The sequence below is a fragment of the Pedobacter sp. ASV12 genome (assembly GCF_016429155.1).
GTDB lineage: Bacteria > Bacteroidota > Bacteroidia > Sphingobacteriales > Sphingobacteriaceae > Pedobacter.
The window spans coordinates 20,635-43,850 of sequence record NZ_JAELUC010000032.1; the positions used below are offsets into that span (position 1 = coordinate 20,635).

17 protein-coding genes are annotated in these 23,216 nt (G+C 45.5%); all 17 read right to left on the reverse strand.

Annotated features, from left to right (window positions below):
• Positions 1-9: 9 nt before the first annotated feature.
• Entirely contained in the window at positions 10-861 is an 852-nt protein-coding gene (locus JHD69_RS09900; RefSeq protein ID WP_199139822.1) for a hypothetical protein, read from the reverse strand.
• A 112-nt stretch (positions 862-973) separates the two neighbouring features.
• The gene (locus tag JHD69_RS09905; protein ID WP_199139824.1) at positions 974-2,341 is read right to left on the reverse strand and encodes an ATP-binding protein; all 1,368 of its coding nucleotides are present in this window, start codon (positions 2,339-2,341) and stop codon (positions 974-976) included.
• Complete coding sequence (locus JHD69_RS09910; protein ID WP_199139826.1) at positions 2,328-3,254, reverse strand: hypothetical protein; 927 nt, start codon at positions 3,252-3,254, stop codon at positions 2,328-2,330. The genes JHD69_RS09905 and JHD69_RS09910 overlap by 14 nt, the downstream gene beginning before the upstream one ends.
• A 51-nt stretch (positions 3,255-3,305) precedes the next feature.
• Positions 3,306-4,133: a hypothetical protein gene (locus JHD69_RS09915; protein WP_199139828.1), complete on the reverse strand. Its 828-nt coding sequence runs from the start codon at positions 4,131-4,133 to the stop codon at positions 3,306-3,308.
• Entirely contained in the window at positions 4,130-6,130 is a 2,001-nt protein-coding gene (locus JHD69_RS09920) for a hypothetical protein (protein ID WP_199139830.1), read from the reverse strand. The genes JHD69_RS09915 and JHD69_RS09920 overlap by 4 nt, the downstream gene beginning before the upstream one ends.
• A gap of 112 nt (positions 6,131-6,242) precedes the next feature.
• Positions 6,243-10,445 carry a contractile injection system tape measure protein gene (locus JHD69_RS09925; protein WP_199139832.1) on the reverse strand — a complete coding sequence of 1,401 codons (4,203 nt, stop codon included), beginning with the start codon at positions 10,443-10,445 and terminating at the stop codon, positions 6,243-6,245.
• 7 nt (positions 10,446-10,452) lie between these two features.
• The gene (locus JHD69_RS09930) at positions 10,453-13,089 is read right to left on the reverse strand and encodes a hypothetical protein (RefSeq protein ID WP_233165837.1); all 2,637 of its coding nucleotides are present in this window, start codon (positions 13,087-13,089) and stop codon (positions 10,453-10,455) included.
• Entirely contained in the window at positions 13,082-16,696 is a 3,615-nt protein-coding gene (locus tag JHD69_RS09935) for a hypothetical protein (RefSeq protein WP_199139836.1), read from the reverse strand. Before JHD69_RS09935 ends, JHD69_RS09930 begins: the two co-directional genes overlap by 8 nt.
• On the reverse strand, positions 16,696-17,112 hold the full coding sequence (locus JHD69_RS09940; RefSeq protein WP_199139838.1) for a GPW/gp25 family protein: 417 nt from the start codon (positions 17,110-17,112) through the stop codon (positions 16,696-16,698). Before JHD69_RS09940 ends, JHD69_RS09935 begins: the two co-directional genes overlap by 1 nt.
• 3 nt (positions 17,113-17,115) lie before the next feature.
• Positions 17,116-17,415 (reverse strand): PAAR domain-containing protein, encoded by a 300-nt coding sequence (locus JHD69_RS09945; protein ID WP_199139840.1) that lies wholly within the window; start codon positions 17,413-17,415, stop codon positions 17,116-17,118.
• A gap of 7 nt (positions 17,416-17,422) precedes the next feature.
• A complete protein-coding gene (gene vgrG / locus JHD69_RS09950) occupies positions 17,423-19,213 on the reverse strand; it encodes a type VI secretion system tip protein VgrG (protein ID WP_199139842.1) in 1,791 nt (596 codons plus the stop codon).
• A 2-nt stretch (positions 19,214-19,215) separates the two neighbouring features.
• Positions 19,216-19,890 carry a CIS tube protein gene (locus JHD69_RS09955; RefSeq protein ID WP_199139844.1) on the reverse strand — a complete coding sequence of 225 codons (675 nt, stop codon included), beginning with the start codon at positions 19,888-19,890 and terminating at the stop codon, positions 19,216-19,218.
• A gap of 8 nt (positions 19,891-19,898) precedes the next feature.
• The gene (locus JHD69_RS09960) at positions 19,899-20,069 is read right to left on the reverse strand and encodes a DUF5908 family protein (protein WP_199139846.1); all 171 of its coding nucleotides are present in this window, start codon (positions 20,067-20,069) and stop codon (positions 19,899-19,901) included.
• Positions 20,070-20,092: 23 nt separating this feature from the next.
• Positions 20,093-20,536 carry a phage tail protein gene (locus JHD69_RS09965; RefSeq protein ID WP_199139848.1) on the reverse strand — a complete coding sequence of 148 codons (444 nt, stop codon included), beginning with the start codon at positions 20,534-20,536 and terminating at the stop codon, positions 20,093-20,095.
• The gene (locus tag JHD69_RS09970; protein ID WP_199139850.1) at positions 20,526-20,990 is read right to left on the reverse strand and encodes a phage tail protein; all 465 of its coding nucleotides are present in this window, start codon (positions 20,988-20,990) and stop codon (positions 20,526-20,528) included. Before JHD69_RS09970 ends, JHD69_RS09965 begins: the two co-directional genes overlap by 11 nt.
• A 36-nt stretch (positions 20,991-21,026) precedes the next feature.
• Positions 21,027-22,571 carry a phage tail sheath family protein gene (locus JHD69_RS09975; protein ID WP_199139852.1) on the reverse strand — a complete coding sequence of 515 codons (1,545 nt, stop codon included), beginning with the start codon at positions 22,569-22,571 and terminating at the stop codon, positions 21,027-21,029.
• A 63-nt stretch (positions 22,572-22,634) separates the two neighbouring features.
• Positions 22,635-23,063 carry a hypothetical protein gene (locus JHD69_RS09980; RefSeq protein ID WP_199139854.1) on the reverse strand — a complete coding sequence of 143 codons (429 nt, stop codon included), beginning with the start codon at positions 23,061-23,063 and terminating at the stop codon, positions 22,635-22,637.
• Positions 23,064-23,216 lie beyond the last annotated feature (153 nt).

The following is a 23,216-nucleotide window of genomic DNA, read 5'->3' on the forward strand; positions in this document are numbered from 1 at the left end:
ATTGTTTAACTATTTTTTTATTCCTTTTCCTTCCGCATCATTATCCTTTTGAGTAGCTTCCTCTAAGTTCATACCTCTCAATGCAGGCCCTTTTGCAGGTCTCAATACCCAGCGCCTTCCCAATAAGAGAATTGGCATAGACTGCAACATCATTCCTAGAAAGTGCATCACTGCAGGTGCATAAGAGCTTCCTCCGGCTAAAAAGTAAGGAACAGAACCTAGTTGAAACTTTAAATACAATGACAATAATTTGGTTCGTTTTTCATTGGCCATGGCTGCTCTTCCTAAGGCTTCTAATGCATTGATCATATAAATCGCGGCTTCCATTGGCAATTTGTTTCCAGCTTTGGCTTGGCTTGCGTTCTGAAAGATCAATTGATGGCACCACCTAGGCACAATACCTTGGTTCAACATCCGATGCAATTGAATATCAAAGTAAATTCTAGCCTGATCTGTTGGCGTTATGACGACAATATACGGCCCAAAAAAGTAATGGGTGATGTAGCCTCTTAAGCCGGCAAACATTTCGCTGGTAAAACTGCCGGGCTTGAAAATAAAATTGATTATTTTTTTAGGCTTATGCACCACTGGTGGCTCATAAGGTACTATATCATTTTGTGGGGGCTGAAAAGGCACTACGGCATGAGCATTAGGGTTCACAATTTGCTGTACCTCATTTGGAGGAATAGGCACCGGCTCATTTGTATTCATGGGTGCGTGGGCCCCGCCACCTTGGGCATGGTGATGAAATCCTCTGAAAAGAGCAGTTCCAGTGCGACGGATGTTGCCGCCCAATACCGTCCGTAGCATGCGCTGTACCACACCCTTGCTATTGGTGCTTTTAACAGCTTTGGCCTGCATGGGCTGCCTATTGTCTTGCAGGTATTTGCCATTGTTGTTTACTCCAACTGGCCTGTAATGATGCTCGGATCCGTTTTTTTTATTTGAATAGCTATACATAATGGCTTATGGTTTAGTTAGATGTAGTTGCCAAAAGATTCAAAGTTTTATTCTCTTTTTTAAATTCGCGCTTCAAACCGGTAAGCAGTTCGTGCTGGCTTACTTCAAAACTGTTGCGTCTAATGGCCGACAAGGCACAGTAGCGTAAAATATTGATGATGGCGCCTCCGGCAATTTCATATTCTTCGGCCAGGTGCTGCAGGTCTATATCGGGCGACAAGGTAAACTTGCCCGAGAAAGCATTGCTCCAAAGCTGTTGGCGCTCATGCGGCGATGGCATGCCGAAATAAATGGTAGATTGAAACCTACGCGAAAATGCTTCGTCCATATTGCCTTTTAAGTTGGAAGCCAAGATAACCACACCCGGAAAATCTTCAATTTGCTGCAGCAAGTAGGCGGTTTGCTGATTGGCATGCCGGTCGTTAGACGAAGTGGCCGTAGTACGCTTGCCAAAAAGTGCATCGGCTTCGTCAAAAAACAGAATCCATTTCTTTTCGCGGGCTACATCAAAAATGCGCGACAGGTTTTTCTCGGTTTCGCCGATGTATTTGGAAACAATCATTGAAAGGTCTACCCGGTAAACATCGCGTTGCGTGGCCTTGCCCAATAAGGTTGCCGTTAAGGTTTTGCCCGTACCCGGTGGGCCATAAAACAAAGCCCGATAACCTGGTTTAATCTTTTTGTTGAAGCCCCAATCGCTCATCAACAACTCGCCATGAGATAGCCAAGTGGTAATTTCGGCCAGTTGTTCGCGTACCAGGTCGTCTAATACCACATCGTCCCAATCCATGGGTGTCGTAATTTTTTTGGCGGGGAAAACACTGCTGTGCTCTGGCCCGCTTTTTTGGCCTGTATAAAAATAATTGAGCCAGCTTTCGTTAAGACTTAAAATACCGTTGAGCTTGGGGATATGGTCGTCGGTAGTGCCTAGAGTCACGATCTGCTCTTTCATTAAGCTGTTTTCCTTTTGAAAAAGCCTGCTTACGATTTGCCGATTTGCAGGATCAAGAGCGGTTAGCAAGAAACAAATGGTTTGGCCCGTAGGTAAAAACCCACTGTGATTTGGAGCAATTACACCTCCAAATTCGGTATATCCACGATCAGTACGGGTATTTTTGCCAAAAAACACATCCAATATTTCTGGCTTGATATGGGGCGCCATAGCCAGGGCAATGGTAAGGCGCTGGTAAATATCCAGCTCTAGTTCATTAACCATGTTGGCGTAAGGCGTATCCGATTCGGACCAATCGGGAACGGGAATATCATACCAATTGTTTTCATGGCCTTCCTGCATCAAATAGCTGCAGATTACCTGTTCAATGACCTGGTCAAGCCAATGAAGTTCTATCAAAACCGTAGTTGCATTTTCAAGATGTTCCATAGTTTACAAATAACCTTTCAATATCGTCGGTATTGGCATCTGCCCAAGCGAAATAGTCTAGGGCGTTGTTGGCGTTGAGCTGGTTTTGCGGCATCATGTCTAACAGACTGGCATGGGCATGAGCTGGCACATGTACCCGTGTCGACGCCGCTTGGGCATACCTTTCGTAATTGTAAAATTGCAAGGCCCATTGCTGCTTATGGCTCTTTTCCCTAATCAGATCGCAGATAAAAACCTCTTGCACGGAATCGCGCACTACCAGTTTTTTGGCCTTGAAAAAGCACGGGCTGCCGCTTTGGTCGTGATGATTACAGGCAATATCCCTAGCTAGTATGGTTTTTGAGGAGGGATCGCCAAAGAGATCGACCAGGTTTTCGTTTTCCTTGCTGGTGGCTATTTCAAGTTCGCCCTTTTCGGCATCGGAAATGGCCAGGCTCCATGAGGATGCACTTGCACTTTCGGTAACTACATAAACCTCCCTAAACGAATAATAGGTATGGGTAAGTTTGATGATGAGCTGTTTTTCCAGCTGGGTCCAATTGGCTATTCGCACCGATTCGGGTGCGATGCACTTAAAGATATAGCTTCCTTGGCCATCAAATGTCAGGATTTGCCTGCTGTATTCAAATTCTCCGTCCAATGCGGCGTTACCTTTGCTGCGCGCGGCATAGGGCTTGCTTACCCCATCAGAAAAGTTCCAAGCTACCGGACTAAGCTTGGCGCCAATCGAAAACTCTACATCGTCTTCGTGAATGAGCCTATTCCTGAAGATATTGCCCAACAACACCATCTCCCCATTCACGATCTGAAAAAAATCGCCGGGATAAATGCTTTCTTCCAATGGCCTAACCGGAATAAAGCCGCCGGTAACCTTATAGAATTTTCTAAAAAAATCTTTATAAAAATCAAGCATGATGCCTTGTTTTAAATGGCCGCTCTTGTAAAATAGAGCGGCCATATCCATTTATGCCGAAAGAATTGCAGCCGTACCTGCGGCCAAACTCAACTGCAGCGACTTGAGCCTGATTTGTGCCTTGGCCAAATCGGCTTTGGCTTTGTTAAGCTGGTGATTGGTTTCGGTACTGGCCTTTGAAGCGTTGTCGAAAGCCACTACTGCCGTTTCGTAAGCGGTATTGATCAAATCTTTCAAGCAATCTTCGGATGCCTCGGTCTCTTTTTCTTTTTGGTCTACGGTTAATACTTCGTACAAACTAACGGCCTGGAGATATTCTAGAGACGAGGCGGCTTCGGCCTCTGCATTGGCGGTTTCTGCCGCCAAAGTAGATTTGAGGGCTACCAATGCCAAACCTACGGCATTGTTGGCATCTGTACCAGCATCGGCCAACAGTTGCAGCACATCGTCGTTGATATAAGGAATAAGACTTTTTGCCCTGAGTACCATCCCTCGCAATTTATCGATAACCGTTGCCGAATAAATCAGCTTGTCGATAACCGACTTGATCTCTGCAGAAAGTGCTATGGTTTTTTGGTCGGCATCGGCAATTTCGTCTAAGGCAATCTTCGAATTTTCCTTTAAACTCAGGGCATTCTGCAAAATCTGGTTGAGCAGGGTCTTATTGCTCAAGGTCTGCGCTTTACTGGCGCTCGCACTGTTTAAAAAACCCTGAAACTGGATTGATTTATCGTTAAGCGAGTTGACTACGGCCTGCAGTTGCTCTACATCGTGCTCGGCATCGTTTACCTGATTGCTCAATGCGTCTAGCTCGGCTTTGCTTCTTTCGTTAATGCCATACTTCTCGGTGGCATTTAATGCTATGGAATTGATGATCATTTGGTTTTGGTTTTAGGAGTATAAGTGAAAGGATTAGTAGTTTCAAAAGCAGAAAGGGCATTCGTAAATTGGCCGTTTTGATCCTCCATATTGGCATACGCCAATACCACCGGAATATACGAGTAGCCATTTACTAAGGGATTGCCAAAATTGTCTGTGGTATTTTCATGGATCTCCATTTTGCCCTTAACCAATGCCGTTGCGCCATCGCCCTTCTCTTTTTTGTCTTTCGCATCCACTGTTTTAGTAGGTATGACCTGACTGTAATTGGCGCTGGTTATCTGTTCTGCTATCATGAGGTTAAAAAAGAAGCCAGGTTGCTCCTGTATTTTTTCTTCCATAGAACGTTGCAGCCTGTTTTGATTGACCTTGTTGTTTCTCAATTCCTTTTCTGCTTCTTCAATCTGTTTGAGCATGGCATCGATTTGTAACTGCAAGTCGGCATTCTTGGCCGATAAACTCTCGAGATTTTCCTTGTTTTTATCTTTTTTGGCCACGGCTAGCTGCGCATCGTTCGTTTCTTTCTCTTCTCGAAGGCCATCAATGCCGTTATTTAGCGATACGATTTGCTTTTGCAGGTCGGCAATGGCCGGGGCATACACTGCGCTCATTTTTTCCTGCAGCTCTACCTCTTTTTCGATATTGCGCAAACCGCTCTCTGTAAGCATATTTTTATTGCCTTTTAAACAGTTAGGCAAAAACATGCAACGGTACTCAACATTATAGGATGCCCGTTCCAAGAGTTCGAAGGTTAAGACATTGTCTACACAGGTTACTTCTTTCGGTGCCATGAGCTTATTGCTCAGCATAAAAGCAACCGAAGGTGCAGAAAGAATATCGCTATAGCTGTTGATTGTCTTTTTATACTCGTCAGTAAGCATAACGAGCACAAAAGCCACGTATTTAGTGCCCACTTCTATCGAATTGCCATCTATATCCCTTAAAGATGCGGTATAAAAAACCTGTTCCATCGGCTTATCGTCCGATTTGTTCTCTACCCTATGATAGCATTTTTTGGTTGGATCGGCAGTAAGCAGCAGGGTTTCGGCAGCCGTAATAGAAAAAGTGGCCTGGCTGCTTTCCTTAACCAGCATGATAAAGTAATCTTCAACCACCGAACTGCTTTTGGGCTTGTTGCCCAACATCGTTGCGGTCTGATCAAACGGAGGCTGATACGGATTAAACCTAACCACATAAGAGCAGTTGTCTTTTTTGTCGTCGTCAAAATCGCTGCTGTTTAAGGCAATCGATACCAAATTGAGGTTCAGCACCTTGTTATTAAGGTTATAGGCCCTTTTGGTGGCAAAATAATCGACGTTGATAAATTCCAAATCGCCTTCGGCTTGTTTTTCTACCACATTGGCGGCGGCTAAGGCTTCGTTGCAATCGGCCAGCGACTTGGCGGTTGCCTCAAAATCGGAAGTAGTTACGGCCAACATCGCCGCAATCGAATCATCGGTCAATTTGGCTTGGTCGGCTACCTCGTCGGCACTTACTGCCGCGGTTAAGGTAGAGACTTCCCTGCCCAATTGCGAAAGCTTTTTGGCATCGTAAGCCGTATCGATCATCAAATCGTAGGCAATTCGGCTCTGTTTGTAGATTTCGCTTCCGTAATCTGAAGAGGTCAGCATCGTTAAAATGCCACCTACATTTTTGGAAAGCTTGACCACTGCATTAGACAATACCTGGATATTGGCTGCGCTGGTTGCGGCATTGGTAATGGCCTGCGCCGTAAACTTTTTCTGCTGGTTGGCCGCACTCAGCACATTGAAAGAAACATTTCTGTCGTTTACGGCCTGTTGCTTTACTTTCTGCTGAAACAAATAAACATCGCCAGCTTCTTTGAGCTTGCTTTCGGCGGTTATCCGACCTGCTTCTTTATAGTAAAGCGTAAACATTGCCGCATTTAAGCTCGATTTGGCACTTTTTTGCTTCTGGTCAAGCTCTCGCAAGGAGCTTACCACCGTTGCATAAAGATTTTCATTGTAAGAATTCATATCTGTTATTTTAATTTTTAACGTTCTGTTTTTTAGCATTTGGGGTAGACCAATCGGTTAGCCGCTATCTGCTCTGATCAATGGCAATATTCTTTTCATCGCTTATATCTTTTTAGTAGGGCCAGTTTACATGGAGTGGCTTTTCCATCCATGGGAATTTGATGATGGAGAATGACAGTTCAAGCTGCTGGATCAAGATATCATAGGGCTGTTTTTCTACCACCAGTTCCCATTTGTTTTCTTTTTCGTAAAGCAGTCCTTTTCGCATCAGCCAATTGCCCCTGAACCCGTCTACAGAGCTGCTTCCAATGGCTTCCCAATGACCAATAACCGAGCTAATTAAGCCCTGCATCAGTTCTTCTTCCTTGGGTTGTATGGTTATTTCCTTGAGAATGGGTTCCGCAATTGGCAAAGCACAGAGTATTTTGTTCAGGCTCAGGTAGCTTTCGTCGGTAGATTTGCTTCCTGTAACCAAGTATTGCAGGTAGTGAACGGCACGGCCTTTAATATGGGCTATTTCAGCTGGGGCAAGTTCAGTATCCCCTTTGGCAGGAATATGGATGTTGACGTATTTGAAAAGCATGGGCACATAACTGCTTAACAAAACCAGGCCCGCATTATTGATTTCCAATCCGATCTGAACGGCATCTTCTATTTTAATGGCCGACTTGTTGTGAACCAATCCAGCAACCTGAACCCTCGCTACCGTTTGATTATTGTTTTTTAAACAATCGATAACCGGCCTTAAAGACAGTTGCAAAGCCAAAGGCAGGTTGATACTGGCCTGTTCGAGCCCAGCCAAGAACGACTTTTCGGAATAGCCATGTTTTTTAAGCTCCCATAACAACTCGTTCCAAATTTGAAGTGTAGCAATTGTCTTCCAATGGTTGTTTTTCCAGGCTTTCAGTACTTTCCCCAGCAAAAGTTGCTGTACCAGCGAAGCTTTGATGCCTTGGAAAGTTATTTTGCCCAACGTGCCGTGCAGCTGCCCCAATACATGAAGCAAAGATTGCTGGTTGGGATTTAACCGGCCAATGGCGCCCGCCAGCTTTGAAAAGTTGAGCGTTTGGCCCAGCCATAGCAGTTGTGCTTCGTTAAGTTCGGTGGTTTTTAGGCAATGTAAAAACTTGAGCGGGTGAGCCACAATAAGCTTGTCTAACAAATCGCCTGCTTTTAATGGCGTTGTAGCCATGTACCAAATCGGAATTTGCTGCTGCGCCAACAGCTCTTCCATTAAGCTTGCTGCCCATTCGGCCGTTGGTTCATCGCCAGGCAGTTTTTTTTCGCTTTCCGTTGGCCTGTCTTGCAACAGCAGCTTAAAGCTGGGATGCTGCTGCAGGATTTCTCTGAGCATTTTATTTTGCAGGAATCCCTGTTTTTCAAAGCCGATATAAAGCGCAGCAAGGTCGGTATAGCCATGTTGCCCCAATATGACCAGCAATTCGTTAAATAGTTCGCTCATCGTTGTTGAGGATATGTTGTCCGCTTGAGCAGCTTTTAGGCTCAAAATCCAGGTTTTGAGCATCCAATTTGTACTGATGGCTTCTGGCACGTTTGCTTGTCTCCAATCGTACAGCAGGCGTATGGCCTCCTGTATGGTAGCCAAATTTCCAGTAGCGTGGTACTGAAGAAACACATTAAATTCGCGCCAAGAAACCGAAGCTTTTAATAGCAATGCCGCCAATTGTTCAGGCCCAAATCTGCTGAGCAAAGCCAGTAATCTTCCGCTATCGCAGGCCATGGCACAACCGAACAGCAACTTTAAAGCAAGTGATTCTTTTTTGTAATCAGTTGTGACCTGTTGCTTGGCCAGACAAGTTTCGAGCAACTTAAAAAAATCGTTTGCAGGAATAGAAAGGTTAGGCTTAACGCTGATACTGGCCGTAGAACTGCTTGCCTTGCTCATCCATTCTTGGTTGGTTGGACGGATATTGGCCTTTTCCGAAAAATGATAGCCGAATGCCTTTAACAGCATTTTTTGAAATACCGACCGGTTACCCTGGTGCTTTTCATAGGCCAAGGCACATTTCCAAAAGAGCAAAACCAGCAACTGGCTCTCTTTAACCGACAGGCTGCGTTTAAGGGTTTTGCCGAGCCAGGCCCTGCTTTCTGCCATAAAGTGTGTTAAGAGCATAGCACCGTCTTTCAATACGATATTCAGTATGGCATGGGTTAAAGGCTGTATTGATTTGCCAAGCTCTGCAACTTGTGGATATGTATCATGATCAAGTATGATTTTGGCTAACAAAGCGGGCTGTGGGCTTTTTTGATGCAACAGCGATCTGATAGCCAGCATCGGGTTTTGTTGATGGAATTTGGCGTAGGGTTCAATCAACCGTTGCACCGCCGCCGCCGATACCTGCCGATCGAGCGCCTTCGTACCGAATAATGCCTTCAGAAACGAAGCAAATTCTTTTTGATGCGAAACGGAAAGCTGCGAACAGCCAAACTGCAGCATGAATGCAAGTATTTGCTCGTGGCTAGAAGTTGGATAAAGCAAGTAATGATAGAGGAATGCATAAGCCAATTTTTCTTCCAAGGCCAAGCTTAAGGCACCATACTGCCCATTGTTCTTGAGCAGAGCCATGCCTTGCCACAAAGCCGCATAAACTGCAACCTGCTTTTGATCGGCGACTTGAATCAAGGCTATCCTGGCCGAAGCCGTTAAAAGCTTAGGCAAAATATCCTTTAAAGCCACTTTGTCTTTCGTTTGCGCCAAAGTTGCCAAAGCTTGCCCAGGATTGAGCCTGATGTGCTTTTGCAGGATTTCAATAAAATTATCCGAGTGGCTTTCGTGTTTGATCCGCCCCATCGCATAACGCAACTGCGCTTCGAAATCGGCATTGGCTAAGCCTGTTTCGGCAGCTAAAATCCGTTGCCGGTAAAGCTCTTCCACTTTATTGTAGAGCGGCAAATTCGTACTGGTTTTGATCTGACTAGTTAATTTTGCCGTTAATATCCTTGCTAAAAGATTGGCTTCTTCTACCTGGAATGCCTTACTCATGGCCGTAAAGCAATAACTCAGGAAATGAGGCGTACTATAGGCTTGCTGCCTTGTCGACAATAAAAATTCCAAACCCATTTGCCTCAAAAACTGCACATTGGCTTTGCTATGGATTTGCGGCATGAAATGAGCCAAAAAGTCGATGGTCTCTAACAAATCGGATGTATTATGGATAAAGAGCGAATAAACACCCGCCATCGCCACATCGTCTAAAGCAGCCACCAACGTGGCGGTTTTCAATTTGCGTTTCAATGCCTGTGTCAGGATTGATTTGGCGTTTCCACCATTTTGCGCGGCTAAACCAATCAGCAAATCGTTAAACTGTTTGCGATGCTTTTCGGTATGGCAAACGGAGATGTTGTCGAGGTAAAATTTCAGCTTTTCCAAGGCCGCATGTGGCGATGTTTTCTGTACGGTTTCTGACGGATGCCGATAGTGGCTGGATGCTTCCTTTAAAACCAGCATAAAATCTGAACGGATAGCCATTTGAGCAGTAATTTTGTTGGCGGCTGCACCTAAAAGCCCAAACAAACGCTGGCGATCCATGTTGTAATGATCGGCCATTTGATTAACACTGCTTACCATAAAGGCCACTTTGTTAAAAGTAGTTCCTCTGTCTACCAACAAGAAATTAAGCACCCAAAGCCATATGTTCCGATGAAATTCGTTGCTTTCGGCTTTTACCAGGGTTTCGCTGTGCTGCAATTCTTCCAGTTCGGTGCCGAAATCAAAAATCTCTCGGTGATAATTGGGTTCCAAGCCTTTGATCAGGCCAACCATATGTTCTTCGTTAAATTGCCAAGCCATTCTTTTGCGTACCTGTAAACTGGCCTTGCCCAAGGTTTTTAACCGTTCGATAAGTGCCGTATGATTGTGTGCAAACTGTAGTACCAACAATTGGTTGATGTCGGCTTTGGCCAACCGCTTGTTCCATGACATCACACCTTGCTGCAAGAAGGTAGTAATCAGCTCTAAATCGGCCGTGGTTTCATCGGTAAAAGTGATATGCAGCTTGGTGGCCTGCTGCAAGAACCTATCGCGCAACTGCTCTTTCAGCTGGCTTAGCAACCTGACCGAAAGGGTGGCCTCCAATTCGTCAAGGCTGATCTGCCCCAGGTTAAGCTGCAACGAATCGAGTTGCCAATATTGGTCTAGCGGACAGATTTCATCAAACAAGCTTGCCAGTTCGCGCGCCATAATGTTGTTGCTCCAATTACTCAATCGGTTTTGCAGCATTACACTATTTTCCCTTTGGTTAAAAGTAGTATCCCAGTTGAGGCGAGCAATGATATGTTGAGTTGATGTCGTCATTTTCCGGTTATTGAATAAGCGCTATCAGGTTAAGCAGTTTTTCGGCTTTCTCTCTCCTGCCCGCTGCTTTTCCGTGGGCAGGATTATGGTTCATTTCATTGTGCCAATGCACAAATTCGGGAATGAGCACTTCCATGAGCTTCTCATTGATAAAATGACAATGGAAGGCCACGTGCAAAGGCAATTCAAGTGTTAAAAAAAGTTCCAGTTTTTGTTTAAATGCAATGGTATTAAACGCTGGAATAAAAGCAGGAAAGAAAACATGGATGCTGTTTTCAAAAACATCAAAGCCTGCAGGCGTTTTTAAGCCTCCACCGGCCACCGTGAGCTGCAGGCTATACTTGCCATTGGCTGCATATTTAAATTCCATTTCAGATTGTACTGCACCCACAGGCTCCAAGCGGTAGGCATGTCCGTCCAAGGCCAGCGTTTGATGACTAAAACCATTTGCCCAAATTTCAGCTGTTGCAAGAATCAATGCTTCGTTCAGCCTCATTGCCTGTTCAAAATCCAATGTTTTAGCCAATTGAAGCAAACGACCGCTGCTTTCTTCTTTCAATAGGAGATGATACTGCAATTGCTGCAGCAATAAATTCCGTTCTACCATCATGAAGCCCTTTCTGTATTGGCTCAACCAAAAAGAAAGTCGGATGGCGGTAAGGGCCTGCTCTTCGTCAAAATAGCTGGCCACAAAACTGTTGTAGTGAGCGTTTAACCCAAATAGCAGGTTAAGCTTTAGTTCCAAGGCTGCGTAATTGGAAAAATCGACAGGTTTTAGTTTTTCGACGGCATCTATCTTTCCAGAATCTATCATAAAATCTTTGGCGTACCTGCCAAACAGCTCACGCCTGTGATGCGCAGATTTTTCGGGCAATGCATCTGATAGTTTTGCTGCAATTAAAAAATTATAGGCCTTGGGCTTAAAATAGCTTAGTAAGCCCAGGTTTTGCAAATAGAGGCTTTTGATGATCAAGGTGTCTTTGGCTTGTTCGCCGGTATAACTGGCCCCAGCTATCAACTGGTCAATCAGCATTGGCGATTCACCGTGTCTTGCCAACAAATGGTCCAGTATTTCGTTTCTGCGTGGCAAATCCACTTCATCGTCGGTGGTCAGGCTCATCAAGCCCCTGATGTATGGATTATAGGGGTCTTTTTGATAGGCGATCCAGCTTTTTTCGTCCAATTCCTTACCGGTTTCCAGCTCGATTCCATAATTAAAAATCTGGTTGTTTTTAAGCAGTCCCCTGATATTCGGAATATCGTAAACGGATTGGCCAAAATAAGTGGGTGCAAAACTTTGGTAAGGTGCCGGATAAAGCTGGTTGGCCTTTTGATGCACGCTTTGATGGGCATAAAAATTTTCCAGATCGGCCGGCAGGGCGCTTTGTGCATTCTTAAACGAAAACAAAGTACCAATGTTGGCCAATTGTGCAAACTGGTTGGCCAGCACCTGATCAAAAAGCGTAAGGTAGCCTTTCAACTGTTTAGATTGGGCAATCTGAAACGGCTGGGCATTGGTCATGATGGCATCGTGGCCAACTGCATATATCTCGGGAAAGGTGTTTTGGATGGAATAATAACTGCCGATGTCCCTGAATTTGCTTTTTGGCAAACCTTCGATTGTGGCAGGTTCTGCTACAACTATCGGATTAACCTTACCTTGAAGGCTTGCAGTTGGGTCGAGTTCAAGTGCGGTATTGTCTACAGCCAAAGGCCTTCCTTTTACCTGAATTGTTAACCCATTGCCCAGCGATTGTTGCAAATCTATTTTAATAACAGTGCGCTCATTTTCTACAATAGCCGTAAGCTTTTCCAGCCCATCCAATTTAAGGTCGCTTACCGCAACTACTCCCTCCGTGCTTTCCATCAGCTGCATCAGTTGTACCAAACGCAGCGTGGTTTGGTGACTGCCCAAATCTTCGTCCAAAATCCAGCCGTTGGCCAATTGCGGTCCGTTAAAGATCTCGTTGCTCGGTACTTGTTGTTCGCTTAGGTTTTTATTGCCCTGTTGTTTGGCTTTCGGAAAGATAAAATCGGCAATTCGCCTATCCAGGTTAGCCAGTATTTCCTGTTGGCTCTTTTCTGGCTCGATTACAATGGTACCCGTGATGAAGTGTTTTTTTGACGGCATGACCTGTGGCATCAGGAATACTTCGCCAATATTTCTGCGTTGCTGCAGGGCAAAATAGGCCTCGGCACAAACTCCTTTTGCATCGTACGGAGCAGTTTCGTCAAGGAGCAGGTACACGCTGTAAACACCTTGCATAAAAGCTGAAGGATGCAACGGAAACACCTGTACATTTCGGAGCGCAGGCATTGAATCGATCAGGTATCTCCTGTAATCGTTTAAGGTAACGGGGCTTGTGGTCAGGATTTCTTGTGGCCTGTAAAATTGGTCGGCCACCTGCAGCTGGCCCGATGCCTGGGTAAGGATGTCGGCAATAGCGAAATTATTGCAATAACCCAGCTCGGTTAGGGCAAAGCACAGCTGTTCTAAAATGGTGATGCCCGGATCGCTATCGTTCAGGTTGGTCCATTCCGTGTCTACATGTTGTTGGATATAGCGAAGCCCTTCGTCTTTAAGCTGCTTAAAATTCTGGCTCAAAGGCGGCGGGGTATTCAAGATATAGTTCATCTCATTCATAACTTACCTCGCATTTTAACTGATGGTTTAAACATGGGACAATTAAGGTGCTTGCCTTTAGTGGGCTTACGGTTTGGCGTATCTGTTTGTCTGTATCTTCATTGGCGAGCCAGGTTTGGAGCGATGTATCTGTGACTTCCACAACTCCATCAATATTTTTAATGAAATTGACTACTTGGGCCATGCTAATGGATTCTTCGATCGTTACCTGTTGGGCATTGCTCTCGGCCCATGGTGATAGATAGCGGTTGAGCGCGGCGCCAATGCTTGCCTGCATGACACTGGGCTCAAACCCTTCTCGAATACTGATTTTCGCCGAAACTAGGAGGTACTGCATTTCAAAGGGCTGGGCATTGATAGTGGTGAATGCCGAACTGCGCTGCGAAACGTAACGCTGGATATCCTTAACCAAAACGGGTGCAACCGCAGGCAATAAGGTATTGCCTGCTGATCCGATCTTGGCTTTGCCAACCAGATAAATGATAATTTCTCGGGTAAGCTGGCTATAAACAGCCTTGGCATAAAATATTTCGGGAAATTCGCTTTTGATCAACAACAAACAGTCATCAGCGTTTCTTAGCCTGTCTTTTGTCTTCAGCCTTTTAGCAATCCTCTGGTTCATCATCCTGGCTTCCTCGGCCGCACGTCCACCAAATGAGGGAAATGGTTGTATAAGTGATTTAATGGCCGGGAACTTTAGCTTAGGCTGTGAAATCGTATTGGCGGGCAAGGATGGCACTTCATTTAGGGATTGCCAGCTTCCGGCCATTCTTTCGGCTTCAAATCCGTTGGTTTTAACAAGATAGATTTCGGCAAATAACGACGGATCTTCTGTTGTTGCTAAACAGATGCAATAGCTGCCTTTGGGCATGGTGTTATTCTGTAAAGCGATGGAATTGGGAATTTTTACTTGCAAGATGCCAGAAGTACTTAAATTACCAGTGCCATCGGCTACCACTTCCAGCACTTGCCAGCCGATTTCGCTCCAATAAAAACAAGAAAGCGGCAATGAAGGCCGTTTATTCGACAATTGAGGCTTTACTTCAAAATATACCGACAAAATACTGGTAGGCAAAAGATCCTGCAGCTGCAAAAACAAAAATCCTTGGTAAGGAAATTCAGGTGCCATTGGCAGTGTTTGGCTATCGGTGCCAAAAGCAAAGCTCGAATTGACCCTGCCCTGTTTTTGATCATAGCTTAAATAATTGCCAAAAGGCGTAAAATGATAGCAGGCTAAAGGATAACTAGTATTGTTGCTTTGGTTGAACAAATAGCTTTGTTTGGCAGTATAACTGGCCTGTGTGGCATTTAACAAAGGGGCGAATGGAATTTTTGCCGGCTCTTCAAATTTTTTGCGTCTTTTATTGATAAGCCTTGCGTTGGCTAAGGCTTGTTCGTAAACGATGGCAGGGTAAAGCTCCGATCCGAAGCCGTGGGTAGGAACAGCCAATTGCAGCTTGATAAACCCATTGGCGCTTTCTTCAGTGTAAGCAAGTGCCTGCAACTGCATGGTGGCATCGGGCTTGAGCAAAGCTGGATCTGGCTCACAGCTGAAATGCGTAGCTTTGAGGAGCTTGAAATCGGCATCTTCATCAAATAAGGGTACCGAGTACGGAATATGCGTTGGATCGGTTTCGCTTACGACATTAAGTGGCAGCCAAGAACGAGCCTGAAGCAGCTTAAAATCAACTTTAAAGCCTCCATTATAAAAAGGCTCTTCAAACAGGTCTGTACTTTTAACAAAAAAGCTTTTAAACCAGCTAAAAAACCTGCCCAACCAAGTTTTTTTTTGATTTTGTACAGCTGTCCATTTTTGGTGCAGGTAATCGTTATAGGCTTTGTAATACACGCCAAAATCATCAGGAAGATTGCCCCAATTTAGCACCAGGCTTAGTTTTTGAAGAGGTTTACTGAAAATCTCGCTGCTACCCACCAAAAAATTGCTGTTCAATAAAGGCGCTGTTCCAAAAATGGGATAAGGTGCCTTAGCCATAACGCCTCCATGGTCGTTGTACAACTGCAGGTTGTTGATGCCACTTACCTCAACCTCAATATCCAAAGCAATTACCTTACCCATCTCCCCACTTTGCGGAAAGTACTGGAACATCATTTTGAACATGGGCCAATCTGCTTTAAAACCGTTAATGGCCTGATCTAAAATCGGTTCGATTGCTGGCTGGTCGGGCAAAAGGTTAAATTGCAACTCCAATCGCTGGTTTTGGTCCCTGCCAATAATAGCTGTAGCTGTAGGCACCATGTTTAGCCAGCCCGTAGCCGTACTCAGCGCGTAAGATACCGTTTCTAATATGGTCAAATCCAGCAATCCATTGTATTCAATGCCGATATTGATCAAACGGTTGCCTTCTTTGAGCAGCAACATAGGCGATGCAAAGGCAATGCCCATGGCTGTTTGCACCGATAATGACGCTTGGAATGGTGGCCAAGCCATCAAGTGGTTATCAGCGTCCTTTTTCGGCGTACCCGGATCAGCTACGCTACCCAAATAATAGGATACCTGTTGCGTGGCAACGGTAGTTTTAGTGAAGGTTTGCAGGTTGGTAATTACTGCAGGATTAAGCCAAAGCCCTTTTGCATTGACAAAATAAACAGGGTTTTTCTCGGCATCTGTACCGGCATCCAAGGCAGTGCCCGGCAGCAGCCAAGCAAGCGAATCGTTGGCCATTAGTTCGGCACAAACAAAAACGCGATCGGCTTTGGCCGGCTCTGCAACCTGTTGCAATATATCCTGATAATAAAAATCGAGATGCTTGTCCGAGAGCTTGTTCATCTCGGCTTGCTGTATTTTTAGCAAATGCACAAAACTTCGCAACAGCGTAGTGTCTGGATGGATGCTCTTGCCGGCACTTAATTTTTCGAATGCCGGCTGCGCATGATTCACCACATTGTTGAAAAAGACAAATATTTCGTCTCCGGCTTTGGCAAGGGATTTGAATATGGCCTCGGGTTCATTTTTGCTGATCGGATGTTGCAGGTTTAGAACTTCCCAATAAGGCTGCTTATTTTCGTACTTCTTCCAAACCAGTTCCTCGTGTGTTTGAAAGGCATTGAGTTTGCCAGGGTCAAATTTGCTGATGCCGGGAATGATGGTGGTTGAGAACAGCACCTGCCTAAGCGATGAAATAGCCCAAAAATATTTGCTATATACGTTTTCTACCTGCAGCAGGATATAGGTTTTAAGCTCATATTCTTCTACGGTAGCCTGCAAATAGTACACCCATCTTTTGAGGTACACAAAGACCTGAAAAATCTGCTCTAGCATGTCGTTGATGCCAATGCCTATTTTACCCAATTCGATGCCCTTGGTAAAAAGTTGTTGCAACCTGGTTTTGGTTTTAAAATAAATGGCGTGCAGGTCGGCAACTTTGGTTTTGGCTATGGTAGCCACTAAAAAAACGGGATCTTTGAGCAAAAAAGGAGCCCAATTGCCATTTACGGTGTTGTCTTGGTCGTAAAAATTAATCAATGCCGCCAACTCGCCCAAAAAGAAAAGCCAATCCTGCTCTGTTCTGGCATCAACCAATTGGCTGGTGGCAGCGAGCGACTTTTCTATAGAAGCCAGTGAGCGATATGGATTAAAGGCAACCATCAGCTCAGATTGGTCCCTTCGTTCAGGTAAAAAGGAAACACATAATTATGCCGGGTGTTGGTGGTATTGTAGCGGTATTTCACCAATATTTCGACCCTGCCGTTGCTTTTGTCGGCAAAAACAACTTCTACATCGGTTAAGGTAATGCGGGGCTCGTTATGCAGCAGGGCATTGCTTACCGCATCCTTGATTTCTCCCTTGAGACTTTCGTCCATACGCCTGAAGAAAAATTCTTGCAAACCCGAACCAAACTGGGCATTCAGGTTGCGTTCGCCTACTTTGGTCTGCAAAATGATGTCGATCGAATCGTTTACGTTTTCTTCTAGCCTGCTGAGGTTTACCCGATAGTTCCCTGATGAAAAAGTAACCGGGAACGACCAGCCAGAGCCTAAAAAACTATTTTCGTTAGTTGCCAATTTTTATCCTCCTATCATTACGTTCATAGCGCCCAGCATGATCTGGCCGCCGTGTGCAGTTTGATCGCCCAGTCTTGCCGCCGGCATTTTGCAGATTTTTACCGTAGCCGATCCTTTGGTAATCACATCTGGCGGGCCTACGCAAACCAGCATGTCGCCCACTCGGGCTGCAGGGAGCTTTCCGATCAGCACATTAGGTGCTCCGGGTCCGGTAATTGGTCCGCCTACATGCGGAATGGGTACCACAGCCGGTGTTTGCATCGGACATTGGTGAAAATCTGTAATTCTTGCTGCTGGTGGCATATGCGTTTTAATTAATGTTGATCATTGCACTTTGCAAGGTCATGTTCATCGAACTCTGCACCGTTGCCTTCATTCCTCCGTCAACCGAATATTCGGTGGTGGCGGTTTGCTTCACATTGATGCCCTTAACCACGACGTCGCCGGCATCTGAGCTTATCTTAACGCCCTGTTTGCCCGAAATAGCCACATTTCCATCGGCCTGTAGCGTAATGTTTTTGGGGCTTTTCATCGAAATGCCACTGTCAGACATTGTTACCGTGTTGCCATTATCGTCGGCTATCATAATCTTTTTGTTTTCGTCGTCCAGAATGATCTTGTTTTTATCGGGTGTAGAAATGGTGAAGATCTTTTTGTCGTCGTCGAACTGGATGTAAATACCCGATTTGGAAACAATGGCTTTTTGTGTGTTTTTCTGGTTAGGTGTTAAGCCCTCAAAAGGTTTGATTTTGCTGTTGCTGTACAAACTGCCCAAAATAATGGGATAGCGTGGATCTTCGTTCAAAAAACCAACAATAACCTCATCGCCAACTTCGGGCAAAAAGAAGGCACCTGCGCCACTGGTAGAGTAAAAATTGGAAAGCCGGGCCCAAAGCCCTTGTCCCTGGTTATCTATCAGCGGTACGTCTACCAAAATCCTGAACTGCGAATCGGGATCTTCATACATCTGCTTTACGGTGGCATTGAACAATCCACGGGCACCCGTTAACAAATTAGAGGCCGTTGGCGCAGTAACATCGGGTTCTTCAACAAACCACAAAGGCGAAAGACCGATTGCTATTTCGGTGGTCCAGTTGCCCTCGGCTATAGCATGTTTCAGGCCCGAAACCAAATGATCGCCATTAAAACGATTGCCCAAACCAACCAGGGTAATGTACTTGCCAAGCTCCAACAAACTGGTGCCTTGTACTTTGGCTTCGCCCCTTATTTTTGAATATTCGCTTTTAACCAACTGGGCCTTCGACCAATTTTCGAGATCTGTTTTTTCAAAAGGCGCGGTACTTTGCAGCTCATAATTGGCCAATCCTACTACTGCAGCCAGTTTTTTTGACGACAAATTGCCTGGGCCATCTACATCGCACTTGCTCACCGACGAGACCACCGTTTGGGTTTTGAAATCCCATGTACTGGCATTCACGCTGCCATATTGGCTTACCGAATCGAGGTCGGCGTTAAACTCCAGTAATCCATCGCCATATTTAACCTGCATCACCGATTTTGTAGCATCAGGTTTAAATACATTCAGTTCGCCGTTAATGGTGGCTACTAACAGGCCGTTGATTTCGGCCCTCGACAAAATGTAATCCCAATCGGTTACATAATGCTGCACCTGCTGGGGCCAGGTGGTGCTGGTTGCGGCTACTTTGGCGCTCAGCCCGCTGTAATTGCCAACAATTTTCGAAATGATATCGCTATCCTTTTGCTTTTGATAGGTTAAGCTTTTCCTGCCTACGGTTGTCTTAATGGCTACATCCCTGCATTCGATATCGAGCGAGGAGCCTATAAACTCATCGATCCTTATTGATTGCCGGGTAATGATTCCTTTAAAAATAACTTCGTTTTTAGAATCGTAGCCGGCTTCTATCGTCACTGCTTTGCCTGGCAAAAACACATCTGACGAACTGGCATCGAACTTTCCGGTATCTGATTGGCCATCGAGGATTACAAAACCAGCCGAGGCCACTTTATTGATGCGTTTATGCACATGCACCGAATGGATTGCCCAATCGTCGCTAATGCTTTTGTTGTCAATTTTGATGGTAAAGGTGGCCAAAGCGCCACAGTCAACTGAATCTGGCATGGCTAAGGTTGAATTATGGGTGGAAAAACCAACTTCTCAATTCCCTTCAGGTTCCTGAATTTGTTGAGGTCGTTAAACTGGGCAACCTGAACATAATTGGCGTCATCGTTCCAAATGTTTTGACAAAGCTGGGGCAGGCTCATGCCTTCTACCACGGTAACCAGATGGCTTACATCGGGCGAAGCCTTCTTCTGCTTCTTTTCCAATGTTTTGACCGAGATGTACTGCGAAAAGGCGAGCGAAATCTTGGCACGCAAAGGGCTTCCATCAGGTCTAAAAAAGGTATAGGAAGTATCGAAAGAGCCTAACACGCCCTTAAAAACGATATCTTTGCCCCATTGTACCTTTACAAAATTTGGCCGGTGGATATCTCCATTATAGGTATACACAATGTTTTTTAAGGCCTCTATTTCTGCCGTAAGATCCAGCCTCTTCGAATCGACGATTCCCGTACAGTCGATTACGATATCAAAGCTCAGCTTATCGCTTGGCGTACTTTGGTACTTTTGCGAGCCAGAACTCGAATCTGGTGCCTGCTGGTGGTTATACTCGATGCTGCGATCCCATTTGATGCTTTCGGGGTTGATCATCACCGAATAAGGATTACCCTTAAACGGCTTCTGAAACTCGGCATCGGTATAGCCGGTAATTTTCAACAGTTCTAAACTTGCTTCCATAACTTATGCTATCTGTTGTACAAATTATTGCTTTGCTGCATAGCCATCATCCTTTTGACCTCGGCCATAAGCTGGCGTTTAAGCAACTGCAGCTCTTTGCCCCCAATGGCCGACTGGTTCTTTTTGGCATTGGCTACGATTTCGGTTTTGATAACCAATTCCCTGATTTCTATAGGCATAACTGTTTCCTTAAATTTGACACTTATTTAGCGGCCGATACATTGAAATAGGTATAAGCCAATTCAATCGACTCGATCAGCAGTTCATTTTCCATCGATTTGAGGTCGGATACATTGTATTTAACCGGATAGGCCTTATGGAAAGTCCACATTTTGGAGACTTTGCCATCGGCAGCCAGCAAACTCACCGATACATCGTTCGTTTCTACCTGCTTATGCAAACCTTCGTCTAAAGTACTGGCACACCAATCGATAAGCTTAGAGCCGCTTGGGATCATGGCCCTTCTCAGCACCAGATTCTGCCCTGTTGCCACAGTGGGAAGCTTGTACTTGAAGCGGTTTTCCCCACCTGATGCAACCTCCTCAATGCCCAGTTCTTTTGCAATGCCCGATACTTCTTTAAAAGCCGCATCCTCATCTTTGAAGGAGAGCTTAAAATAAAAGCTAAGCGGATAGTTACTTTCCATTGGTTATGGTCAGCTTTTCGTGTGCAATCTCAATGGTATCAACCGCTACCTCGTTGCCATCAGACTTGAGGTCTGTGCTGGTAATCTTGGTTGGCCAGGCATTATCCAATTGCCATTGCATGGTTACTTTGCCGCTCTCATCTAAAAGCTTGATCAGTACCGTTCGCCTCTTGATCAGGTTCATGGTTACTTCCTTGTGCCAATTCCAAAAGGTATTGTCGTTTACAAAAACCCCTCTTTTCATGGTTACGTTGCCATACTTGGTTAAACCTGGCATTTTTACCGTAGAAAAAAGCGGACTATTGCTCTTTCTATATTCTATAATCTGATTTTCGACATCCATTCCAGATACTTCCTGAAATGCTACGCCTTTTAATTCTGTTCCTAAATCTACTTCGAAGCGAAACTTGGGCATTGGCCATGTTGCGCCTTCTTTGCTACCGTCTTCAGCCATGATATTTTATTTTTAAAATTTTGTTTAACAATTTGATTAACTAGATACAGCCATTTGCTGTTGGAAAGTAAGGATGATGAACTCTGCCGGGCGTACAATGGCTACTTTTACCTTCACTTTCATGAAACCCAACAAAAGATCGTCGGAGGTCATGGTGGTACCCAGCCCGCACTCTACCGAAAAAGCATCTGCTGCACTTGCCCCCTGCAACCCACCTTCTTTCCAAATGGTGGTTAAAAAACCACTGATCATTGCCTTGACAGCTTCCCAGGTGTTTTTTACGTTAGGCTCGAACACATAGGCCCTCGCGGCCAGTTTACACGACTGTTCTAACAAGGTCATGGTTCTGCGTACCGAAATGTATTTCCAGTCTTGGCTGTTGCCATCCAAGGTTCTGGCTCCCCAAATGAGAATACCAATGCCGTTAAAGAAGCGAATGGCGTTGATGGATTTGCCCGATACGGCATCCATGTTCAAACCACCCTGTTGGCTCTCCGAAAGCCTGATAGGCAAGGAAGCCACACCTACCATCGATGTATTTGCTGGCGCCTGCCATACGCCTTGTGTATTGTCTGTAGAGGTAATTACTCCAGCAATTGCACCGCTTGGCGGCAATAAGTTGGCATCGGTTAAAACATGCTTGATAATGGTGCTGTATACCTTGCTCGAATTGATCAGGGCATTATGGTACTGGGTTACGGTTAAAGGCGTACCCGCTGGACTTTCGATATTCGACAAAATAGTACCCGCCGCCTGGTTTGGATTGCTGGCTGGATTGATAAGCGGTGCCAATTGCTTCACATCGCCACCAAAAAGGTTGGTGTAATCGATATCTGAATTTTGCATAATGGTTGTACCCACAAACGGATAATAAGCAGCGCCGTAATTCAAACCCACCATTCCGGTATTGTTCCTAAAGGTTTCGATATCCTTGGTGTACATGATGGGATCTGGGTTTTTGCCGCCAATTATGTCAAAAATGGCTACCGAGGTCTGCATTTGTGTACACTGCAACAACATCTCCTGCATCAAAGTGCCATTATCTTGTACCGAGAGCAGCGTGGCTTCGGGGCAGATGTACATGGTTGGTTCCTGCTCGTTGAGCAACAGTTCGAGACCTTTTTTAAGATCGTTGAGCTGTACATTAGGGTTAATAAGCTGTTCGCCAATCGCAGCTGGCTTGCCCGACGGGGCTCCATAACTGCCAATAGATACGATATAAGCATCGCCGCCACCATTCTCATAAAAAAGCCTGATGCTATTGTACAGGTAATAAACCGTGTTGGGGTCTGGCAAAATAGAATAAAACTGGTCGTTAATAAGCATGTAGTTATTATCGGCCGGCTTGCTCTTTTGTGCCACCATGTAATAGGTTGGACTGTACTGCTTGGTAGGGCTTGCCGGCGGCGCAGGGTCAGGGTAGCAATAAATAGCCTGAAACTCGGCAAACGATGTGATTTTTTGCGGCACATTCAAGTACGACCGGCCTTCGTACAAGGCTTGGGGCGTATACCCTATAAATGCTGGGACGGCGGTTGCCACCGCTACAACAGAATTCGAAAAAGCGTTCTGTTCATTCAAATAGACCCCAGGGGACTTAATGTTTGACTCATTCATAAATCTTGTTTTTTATTTTAGTGTTGCTTAAACATATACATACATGGGTGATGAAAATTGTTGGCTGTCTCCTATTTTTACCTGTCCAAATCTGTGCGGATCTGGGCATGGCAGGCCTTTTAATACAAATTTGACAGGAGCCGATTTTGAGGGCGCTGTTTCGTGATGCGCCGTGGGTCTATGCAGCAGGTCGAATTTGTATTTAGGCACCTCGCTTAAAGGCAGCAATTCGTGGCCAGAAGTAAAAAGCAAAGCCGTTTGGCCAGTAGCTAACACTACAGCCGTTGGGCCAGTAAACTGGATATTGCCCTTGCCCGAAATCAGTGGATCGGCCAAAACAATGGCGCTTTTGTTAACCACATAATACTGCCATTGCGTAGCCTTGGCTTTTAAGCTGATGGCAAATACGGTGCTTTTGAACGGATGCGACAACACATCGTTGAAATGGATTTTCAATTGGCCTATTATGCCAGGTGCTAAAGTCTGTCTCTTATACACATCTAAAGGGGGGGGGGGGGGGGGGGGGGGGGGGGGGGGGGGGGGGGGGGGGGGGGGGGGGGGGGGGGGGGGGGGGGGGGGGGGGGGGGGGGGGGGGGGGGGGGGGGGGGG

What these genes read in the sequence shown, in the direction of transcription:
- JHD69_RS09900 (WP_199139822.1), bottom strand. Translation starts at nt 861, where the DNA reads ATGCAGGCCAAAGCTGTTAAAAGCACCAATAGCAAGGGTGTGGTACAG.
- JHD69_RS09970 (WP_199139850.1), bottom strand. Translation starts at nt 20,990, where the DNA reads ATGGCTGAAGACGGTAGCAAAGAAGGCGCAACATGGCCAATGCCCAAG.
- JHD69_RS09910 (WP_199139826.1), bottom strand. Translation starts at nt 3,254, where the DNA reads ATGCTTGATTTTTATAAAGATTTTTTTAGAAAATTCTATAAGGTTACC.
- JHD69_RS09960 (WP_199139846.1), bottom strand. Translation starts at nt 20,069, where the DNA reads ATGCCTATAGAAATCAGGGAATTGGTTATCAAAACCGAAATCGTAGCC.
- JHD69_RS09920 (WP_199139830.1), bottom strand. Translation starts at nt 6,130, where the DNA reads ATGAATTCTTACAATGAAAATCTTTATGCAACGGTGGTAAGCTCCTTG.
- JHD69_RS09945 (WP_199139840.1), bottom strand. Translation starts at nt 17,415, where the DNA reads ATGCCACCAGCAGCAAGAATTACAGATTTTCACCAATGTCCGATGCAA.
- JHD69_RS09965 (WP_199139848.1), bottom strand. Translation starts at nt 20,536, where the DNA reads ATGGAAAGTAACTATCCGCTTAGCTTTTATTTTAAGCTCTCCTTCAAA.
- JHD69_RS09905 (WP_199139824.1), bottom strand. Translation starts at nt 2,341, where the DNA reads ATGGAACATCTTGAAAATGCAACTACGGTTTTGATAGAACTTCATTGG.
- JHD69_RS09915 (WP_199139828.1), bottom strand. Translation starts at nt 4,133, where the DNA reads ATGATCATCAATTCCATAGCATTAAATGCCACCGAGAAGTATGGCATT.
- vgrG (WP_199139842.1), bottom strand. Translation starts at nt 19,213, where the DNA reads ATGCCAGATTCAGTTGACTGTGGCGCTTTGGCCACCTTTACCATCAAA.
- JHD69_RS09930 (WP_233165837.1), bottom strand. Translation starts at nt 13,089, where the DNA reads ATGAATGAGATGAACTATATCTTGAATACCCCGCCGCCTTTGAGCCAG.
- JHD69_RS09955 (WP_199139844.1), bottom strand. Translation starts at nt 19,890, where the DNA reads ATGGAAGCAAGTTTAGAACTGTTGAAAATTACCGGCTATACCGATGCC.
- JHD69_RS09925 (WP_199139832.1), bottom strand. Translation starts at nt 10,445, where the DNA reads ATGACGACATCAACTCAACATATCATTGCTCGCCTCAACTGGGATACT.
- JHD69_RS09935 (WP_199139836.1), bottom strand. Translation starts at nt 16,696, where the DNA reads ATGGTTGCCTTTAATCCATATCGCTCACTGGCTTCTATAGAAAAGTCG.